This is a genomic window from Caballeronia sp. RCC_10 (assembly GCF_041360715.1).
In the GTDB taxonomy this organism is placed as follows: Bacteria; Pseudomonadota; Gammaproteobacteria; order Burkholderiales; family Burkholderiaceae; genus Caballeronia; species Caballeronia grimmiae.
In genome coordinates this window covers 1-7464 of sequence record NZ_JBFUPT010000069.1, presented here as the reverse complement: position 1 = coordinate 7464, position 7464 = coordinate 1, and the positions used below count along the sequence as shown (strand labels likewise).

The 7464-nt window shown below is 59.1% G+C and carries 5 protein-coding genes and 1 pseudogene; 3 read left to right on the top strand and 3 right to left on the bottom strand.

Features of this window, described 5'->3' with window-relative positions:
• Positions 1-192 (bottom strand): annotated as a pseudogene (locus AB6804_RS31095) (hypothetical protein); the annotation flags it as partial.
• A gap of 109 nt (positions 193-301) precedes the next feature.
• The gene (locus AB6804_RS31090; RefSeq protein WP_370889722.1) at positions 302-841 is read right to left on the bottom strand and encodes a ParB/Srx family N-terminal domain-containing protein; all 540 of its coding nucleotides are present in this window, start codon (positions 839-841) and stop codon (positions 302-304) included.
• Between the two features lie 2043 nt (positions 842-2884).
• Between AB6804_RS31090 and AB6804_RS31085 the strand changes: the two genes are divergently transcribed.
• From AB6804_RS31085 to AB6804_RS31075, 3 genes are all read left to right on the top strand, one after another.
• The gene (locus AB6804_RS31085) at positions 2885-3127 is read left to right on the top strand and encodes an AbrB/MazE/SpoVT family DNA-binding domain-containing protein (RefSeq protein ID WP_370889721.1); all 243 of its coding nucleotides are present in this window, start codon (positions 2885-2887) and stop codon (positions 3125-3127) included.
• Positions 3124-3546, top strand: coding sequence for a PIN domain-containing protein (locus tag AB6804_RS31080; protein WP_370889720.1), 423 nt, complete (start codon positions 3124-3126; stop codon positions 3544-3546). The genes AB6804_RS31085 and AB6804_RS31080 overlap by 4 nt, the downstream gene beginning before the upstream one ends.
• A 1012-nt stretch (positions 3547-4558) precedes the next feature.
• Positions 4559-5770 carry an MFS transporter gene (locus AB6804_RS31075; protein ID WP_370889719.1) on the top strand — a complete coding sequence of 404 codons (1212 nt, stop codon included), beginning with the start codon at positions 4559-4561 and terminating at the stop codon, positions 5768-5770.
• A gap of 978 nt (positions 5771-6748) precedes the next feature.
• Here the strand turns inward: AB6804_RS31075 and AB6804_RS31070 are convergent.
• A complete protein-coding gene (locus AB6804_RS31070) occupies positions 6749-7015 on the bottom strand; it encodes a hypothetical protein (protein ID WP_370889718.1) in 267 nt (88 codons plus the stop codon).
• Between the last annotated feature and the right edge of the window lie 449 nt (positions 7016-7464).

Genomic DNA, 7464 nt, shown 5'->3' with positions numbered 1-7464 from the left:
AGCAGCGGTATTGTTCAATTGAAGCAGCCAAGGCCGTTCTTCAAGATTGAAACGGTCCGGAGAAATCAGGCAGGTCAGTCCTGCTATGCGAATACAAACTAGCGCGCTGGCAAACACGACGACCGCATGGGCGGCCATTTGGAGGGAGTCGAGGTCTCGCCCCTCACCGAAGATGGTTAGGAGTAGGCTCATCCGTTCCTCCTGTAACGCGCGTGGTCAAGCCTTCCGATGCAAGATGCTGCGGCAAGCGCTTTTCCAAGAAAGCCCGGCAGCCCAATCGCTTCTTTGCTTTTTGCCAACTTCACTGCTTTCTTGACCGGGAGTCGAACTCTGCATCGTTCTTGGGGAGCGGCAGCGTTTGGCGGAAGAAGTCGGCCCAGCGGAATTCCTCGAGAGGTACTGATGTCTTTCCATATCCCCCTTCGTCGCGAACGCGCGCAGACAGGCTGCGTAATGGGTCGTCTTCAAGCTCCCAGCTAAACTCGCGCACTTCACAGAATGGCACACGTTTGCCCAAAGCGTTGTAGGGGTACGCCCACCGATTGTTCTCCATCGTCAGCCAGAACTCGTTCGTCGAGTACGCGGACAGGTCCTTAACAACAACGACAGGAACTCGCTTTACATGCGCTCGCCAAAGCGCAGCCGCGACGTGATGATGGTCAATCGCGAATGGAGCTTCTCCAGGGCCGTACACAATCGGCACGAGTTTGTCCGCGATGGCCATCTCGAGTTCATGGCCCTCGAGCTTAGCGTAGGCTTCGGCCTTCTCGCGGACTTCCCGTAGGCCATGCGTGAGCTGGCTCGGACGAATTTGATTGAAGGCTGGCGCTCGAAGTAACAAGCGAAAGCGCCGCGGCCGCGCGACAGCGCAGGAGTCGCCTGGCTGAACGTAAGGAACGGTCTGTCAGTAGGTCGATTGTTGCTCCGAGAGAGCCGCGCTTCTGTAGCGACCTTGCGTCGCCGGTGTAGCGGCCGATACGCGCGCAGGGCTTCCGTCATCAGCCGGTCCCGCCATGAAGGCCGAGCAACACGAATAAAAGGATTTTGAGAAGACTGTATGCGAGGATGCTAACAAGAAGAGCGCCGAGTAAGACCGAAATGACGTTGCTCGCAAACTCGCCGATTGCCGTCTTCATAATTGCCCTCTCTTGCGTAGCGGCGCAGTGCCCGGCAGGTACAGTTGGCACCAGCCGCCATGCGTTGACGCCACCTACCTTCGAGTGCTGGCCCGCCCCGGCTTCATCATATCCAAAACGTCGTGGAGCGCAGCCATCGGCTCGAGGCTGCTCAAGAAAAACAGACTTCGTGCGGCGTTGTGCTTCGCATAGAGCCGCCCTCCGTAACTCGAGCGCCGCGCAGCGATCACTGTGGAGACCGGTCTCTTCTCGTTAGGATGCCCTGCAGGCTCTAATCCAGTAGTGAGAAATCGAACTTGCCCCGCTCTTGGCCGATACGATAAACGCTTATGCGGCTGCCCGACCGTCTGCATGAACAGCTAAGGCTTCTGTTTAAAGCTAACTGAAGGAGGGTTACTGCCAGGTAACGGGGTCGGACCGACTGTCCGTTCAGGTTGAGTATTCGGCGATGTGCGCGCTCACGGCATCGAGGCAGCTTGGCGCCAAGCGGACCAGGCGTTGCATCGCGCCTGAGCGAGGGGATGACGATGTCGTTCGGCGTGGCCAGTTAGACCATCCCGGGGCTGGGACGTTCAGCCGATCCGGTGCCAATGTTGCGAACGGATCATCCTCGCTAGGTGTTCGATTCTTCGCTCAACAAAAGCGTCTGTGAGTGTGTCGCTTTTTTGAACGGCAGTCGTGCCCCTGATGTCAGTTCCGGTGGCTGGACGCTTCGCGTCGTACCTGGGGGTCTTTCGCGTTCCTCCGGGGTCATGAGCGTTGTCCCTGCAGAGCATGAGGCAGGCTACCCAGTTCGCCGACCCTAAGAGGACGCGCTACATGGTCGCCTCCTCTCGATTGCGGTTGGCTACCCCGGCCATTCGATTTTCATCAAACAGTGCGGCTAGGCGAGTTCCTCAGCCGGCGTCAGCGCGTTCGCAAACATGCTTTGGTGTCCAGTCGTCGGCAGCGGATCCCCGAGGCATGTGAGCGTCCATCAGGATTAGCATGAGCCAGCGGCCTTGCTCGCTACCGATTCCCGTGAGAAGCATTGGATCTCCGGGCGCAACGATGACTGGCGGGGCGTCCGGACGGCCGATCTGCGTTCCGCGCGGCGTCTCCAGGCATTGCGCGCCCGAGAGAACGAACCAAGCCTCCGTTCCCAGATGACGATGCACCGTCGATTGCATCCCCGGCATGAAATTTCCCTCCATGTACGTGGCCATCAACTCTCGCGCTGCCGGAAGCTCCAGAGGCCCGACGCTTGCAACGTGCTCTCCACCGGATGATCGCCATGATTCATCCGCGATCGTGAAGAGCCACACATGTCCAAAAATCTGGACGACTGTTCCGTTCTTCTCCTTTGCCGCTTCTGCGGCAGAGCGACTCAGGAAGCGGTCGATGTGCCAGAAGATCGGCGCGCGAGGCAATTTTTCGAGGCGCTCTTCGGCAGGCGTGCACGAAGCAGCCGTTTTCAGTCGTTCGCTCCGCCACCAGGATGCATGTTTCCGCCAGTTTGTGCCAGCGAAGCATTCGGCGCCGCGAGGATCGCTACCGCGGCGACAGCGGTTGCAGCCACGCCGCGGGCTGCCGCCGCGTGCGACGCAAATCCGGTCATTTTGATCTCCGCTGGCCTCGGGCCCCGACTTTACATAGTAGAACCGTCGCGTGACGTTATGCTAGCGATCGGAGGTGGTTAGTGGTTGTTGACTGGAAAGAAAGCCAGCGCGGATATACAATTCAAATAATGTGTATCTAAGGAGGCCACCATGCAGGTCGCGAAATGGGGTAACAGCCTTGCCGTGCGACTGCCCGCAAGCGTCGTCGACGCGCTTGAGTTGAAGGAGGGCGACGACATTGAGATCTACGCTGACCGTTCCGGCGCGTTCTCGGTCAGCAAAAAGCCCACAGTAACCGAGCGTATCGAGCGCCTGCGCAAGTATCGGGGACGTCTGCCCGCGGATTTCAAGTTCGAGCGGGAATCACTCGGCGACCGGGACAGCGCCCAATGACGCAGGCAGCACCGACTCGCTTCGCCGTCGACAGCAACGTCATCGTCTATCTGTTTTCTTGCGACGTCGCAAAGGCAGACAGGGCTGAAGCACTGGTGGCTGGCGGAAATTCCAAGCCAGTCAGCAGTACCCAGGTCATGAACGAGGTCACGCTTGTGATGAGCCGGAAGATGGGCCTATCGTGGCCTGAAATTGAGCGCATCTTAGACGACGTCGAAGTGCTTTGTGAAGTCGTGCCCCTGACGCTCGACGTTCATAGAGAAGCGCGCAGGATTGCGGCGCAGTACGGATTTAGGTTCTACGATTCCTGCATCATTGCTTTTGCATTGCTCGCAGATTGCGAGGTGCTCTACACGGAAGACGTGCACCATGGTCAAGTTATCTTCGAGCAGCTGACCGTGCTCAACCCCTTTTCTTGAACGCTCTCAAAGCGAGCGTACCAACTCTCGGACAAGGCGGGCATCGCGCAGAAAAGCGCTGCCTCGCAAGCAAGCGTTCTAAGCACGGCGGCTCCGGCTCGACGATGCAACTTGACTTGAATTCCCACTGCACGCGGGCGCCAGTCAACGAATCACTTGTCACGTTACGTCGGGCGGCAATCCGCGCGCGCGCCCAAGCCACCGCTTTATCGTAGGGAGTGTCTTTGACTCCTTCCTCGAGGGCCAGGCGCACCCGCGAAACCACACGTCGTAGGCTTCGGCTTCCTCTTTGCTGTCATGCCCGCTAATGGCCGGCCCTGTCCGAATATTCCCCAGAGTTCACCTCGTTTGGTTGTCTGGATGATAGCGCGGGTGGGGCGACGCGTCGCCGCTCTGCCTTGTGCCTTGTGGTGCTTTCGTCGCGGCCGATGTCATTCCCTTGTGACGCGCTGCTGTGATAGACGCCGTTTGTTATGGCAGCTACCTGAGCCAGATTTCTGTTAGAAACTGATCGTAAGTTCATTCTCCTAGGGCCCTGCCTCCGGATTCGCCGCAATGCCTTGACGGTCAGGTCCGTGCTCTGTTGTTCCGCCACGCAAGACGCAAGCTCGATGTTTGGCAAGTGCGGAGTACACGCAGTGAGCGTTTCTGGCGCGATGCGGACCCGAGCAGTTCCTGAGTGGGCGCTTGCCAGGTGCGCATCCGTGGATCGCTTTCCTGGAGCGGCGAACAGACGAGCTTGACCTGAACGTCCCGCCCGCGTGCCGTCGCTCTATGAGCACCGCGCATCCACGTGGCGAATTAAGCCATGCCTTCGCGAATACAATGATGCGCGAGAAATGCAATCACGCGCATCACCGCGTGCAGACAACCTTTAAATGACATTGCCCGATACCAGCGAAAACAACTGCATGTGCCTGGTAACGCACTTTGCCCCGTACCTAACCCTGGCATCAGTGCTGAAGCACGTCTCCTCAATGGTGGCCATCAGCTTCGGCCGCACGGAGGCGCGATGACAAATCCGAAGACTCTGGGCAGCACTGTCGGTGGTCCCGGCCGTAGCCTCGCGCTAGCTGCGGGCCTCGCTCTCATAGCGTTTTCACTGCGCACGCCAATTACAAGTGTGGGTCCGATCCTGCTCGAAGCGGTTCGCGCGACGAAGCTGACGAGCGCCGGCGCAAGCGTGCTGACAACGCTTCCTTCGCTCTGCTTCGGCCTGTTCGGTCCGCTCGCCCCGATGCTCGCACGGCGCTTGGGAAGTGAGCGCGCACTGTTCGCGTTGCTCGTATTGCTTGCAACCGGCACTGCAATGCGGGTTATACCAACGTGGCAGGCGTTGTATGCAGGGCAGGTGATAGCGTGCTTTGCGATTGCTTTGATGAACGTGTTGATGCCAGGGGTAGTTAAGCGCGACTTTCCGCATCTCGTCGCGCTGATGACCGGCGTCTACAGTGCGGCGATGGGCGCCGGCGCCGCGGCCGCAGCCGCCTTGACAGTGCCCGCTCTTCATGCGATCGATCGGCTCACCGACAATGCCACGAGCAATTCGTGGGCGTCGGCTCTGGCACTGTGGGTGCTGCCCATCATTCTCGCGGCGGTCGTCTGGCGCGTCCATCTGCCGCCCAAGGACGCTCATCTCGGACGCGCACAGGTGCTCGTGCGCGGACTATGGAAAGATACGCTTGCGTGGAAGGTCACGCTCTTCATGGGATCACAATCGTCGCTCGCGTATATCGTGTTCGGCTGGCTGCCGACTGTGTTGCGTATGCGAGGCATGAGCGCACTCGACGCAGGACTGCTCCTCTCGCTGAGCGTAATCGCGCAGGCGGCCGCGTCTCTGCTGTTGCCGCTTCTCGTCGCGCGATCGCCAGATCAGCGTGTGCTCAATGTAACCGCGGTCGTACTGACAGGTGTGGCCCTGATGGGCTGCTTTTTTGCGCCGTTATCGACGATGGGGGGTTGGGCCTTGCTTCTCGGTGTCGCGCAAGGCGCATCGTTCACGCTTGCGCTCACCGTCATCGGCCTGCGGTCCTCTGATTCGCACGTGGCCGCGCAGCTTTCCAGCATGTCGCAGGGCATCGGTTACCTCGTTGCCTCGAGCGGGCCTTTCGTCGCCGGATCGCTGCTTCACGCAACGGAATCGTTAAAGAGCCTGGCCGCGCTTTGCGCTGCGATCGCCGTATTGTCTGCATGGTTCGGCTTCGCGGCCGGCCGGCCGGCCTGAGCATGTGAAAGCGCACGTCGAATAAGCCGGTGGTTCATGCAGCGAATGACAGGAGCAACGAAAAAGCACTGGTGTGCATACAAGGACTTCGCTACTCATGTTTCTCAAGCTCGACGTTCGCGGCTTCGTTTGCCTTTCTGCCGGGACGTTCAACTATCGCAACGTCGAGGCGTCAGCGACTATCGCCCCCCTCGTGGCAAGCCAGCTCGTCGGCGGCCTCCTGTTCGATACATACTGCGGTTCGTTGAATGAACCGGCGGCAAACGTATTTTTACTTGGCGGCAAAAAACAGTCGTACGTTAAGTCGCGAACTCGCTCTGAGTGTCGAACTGTACGACCTGTCGTTGCGAGCGGTCGCGGAAAGTGCAGCAGACAAACGCGTACAAGCGCTTTCTGACGATGTGGAGCGAACAAGCGTCGCCTACGTCGCATCTTCCGCACACTTGGAACGGCGCGTTGCAGACGTGGCGAAGGTCAGCGGCACTTACCGACGTGACCGCTGCTGGCAGTGCAGCCAACCTGCCGACGGGGGTTGTAGCCAATGCAGCGCCCGCCGAAAGCCGCAAGCGTGCAGAGGGCGGAAGCGGCGTCTAATAAGCGATGGAGTAACAAAAAAACCGCATACGAAAGGGCATGCGGCGAAAGGCGCGATTGCCACGCCCGAGAGAGCGACAGTCTACCCCGCGCAGTACTCAGTTATACTGAACACCACTACCCCGCCCTATCAAATCAGTGTGCATGTTTGGAATCACGCAGCTAAGCGCAAGGCTTCCGTCAATTGCGGTCCCGCCATGGAGGCCGAGCACTAAGACAAAAAGCTTTCAGAAGACTGTGTGGGAGGACGCTAACAGAGCGCCGAGTAGGCCGAGATTACGTCGTCGTTTTGCAGCGATCGCCGCGCGAACGATTACTTCCGGCGGCTGTTTGAAAAACTCGACGGCCACAACGCCCGGTCGTGTGAGGTACACCGACTCTTTCCTAAGGTCCATTTGGCCGGCCGTACTGCGTCCCCCATGCGCCTAAGCCACGGCGCACAGCTAGAAAGCGATCAATTTCATGAACCCCATACTCAATTGCTGACCGTTTGGCCTCGTCCGGTTCATCAAATCGTTCCAGCAGACAGCTGACCACTTGGTCACCGCTTGGCAGGCGCACGATCACCATTGCGGCGAACGCGGTCCCGTCGGACACTGCAAGTCCAGTGACCAAGTACCCGTTAAAGTCCAGCTCGATTGCATCTTTCATGGAAGTCGCCGGTCTGGCGTCTGCGTGGCTAGGTGTTTATGCCAGCGAATCTACGGCCTGCCGAGGCATCCGTAGCGGCACGCCTTCTGCTGCACAGCGGGAAATCTGCGCTTAGTAGCCCTGAAGGCGGCTCCGCATGGCAAGAGAAGCTAGTATTGCGTTCCGTCGTGCCTTTGTCGGTCGCACTGTCGTTATTCTCATCGCGAAGCTGTGCTGGAACCCATGTAGGAACGCATGGAAGGCTCCAGAGTTCAGACAGCGCGGATTGCGCCTGGATGTTGCGCATTTAACATGCCTAGGCATCGTCTTCGGACTTGGTCGGTCTTGCAGAATGCCGTGAAGCCAGGCGCCGCGTGGTAATAGGTGCAAACCGAGGGTTGCGGAACTCCCAGTTCCAATATGGAATTAGCCTATGTTCTGGGAGTGAGAAGCGCCGATGAGCACACCGG

Bases quoted from the DNA above. Each gene is read 5' to 3' on its own strand.
- AB6804_RS31085 (WP_370889721.1), top strand. From the start codon at position 2,885: ATGCAGGTCGCGAAATGGGGTAACAGCCTTGCCGTGCGACTGCCCGCA.
- AB6804_RS31080 (WP_370889720.1), top strand. From the start codon at position 3,124: ATGACGCAGGCAGCACCGACTCGCTTCGCCGTCGACAGCAACGTCATC.
- AB6804_RS31075 (WP_370889719.1), top strand. From the start codon at position 4,559: ATGACAAATCCGAAGACTCTGGGCAGCACTGTCGGTGGTCCCGGCCGT.
- AB6804_RS31070 (WP_370889718.1), bottom strand. From the start codon at position 7,015: ATGAAAGATGCAATCGAGCTGGACTTTAACGGGTACTTGGTCACTGGA.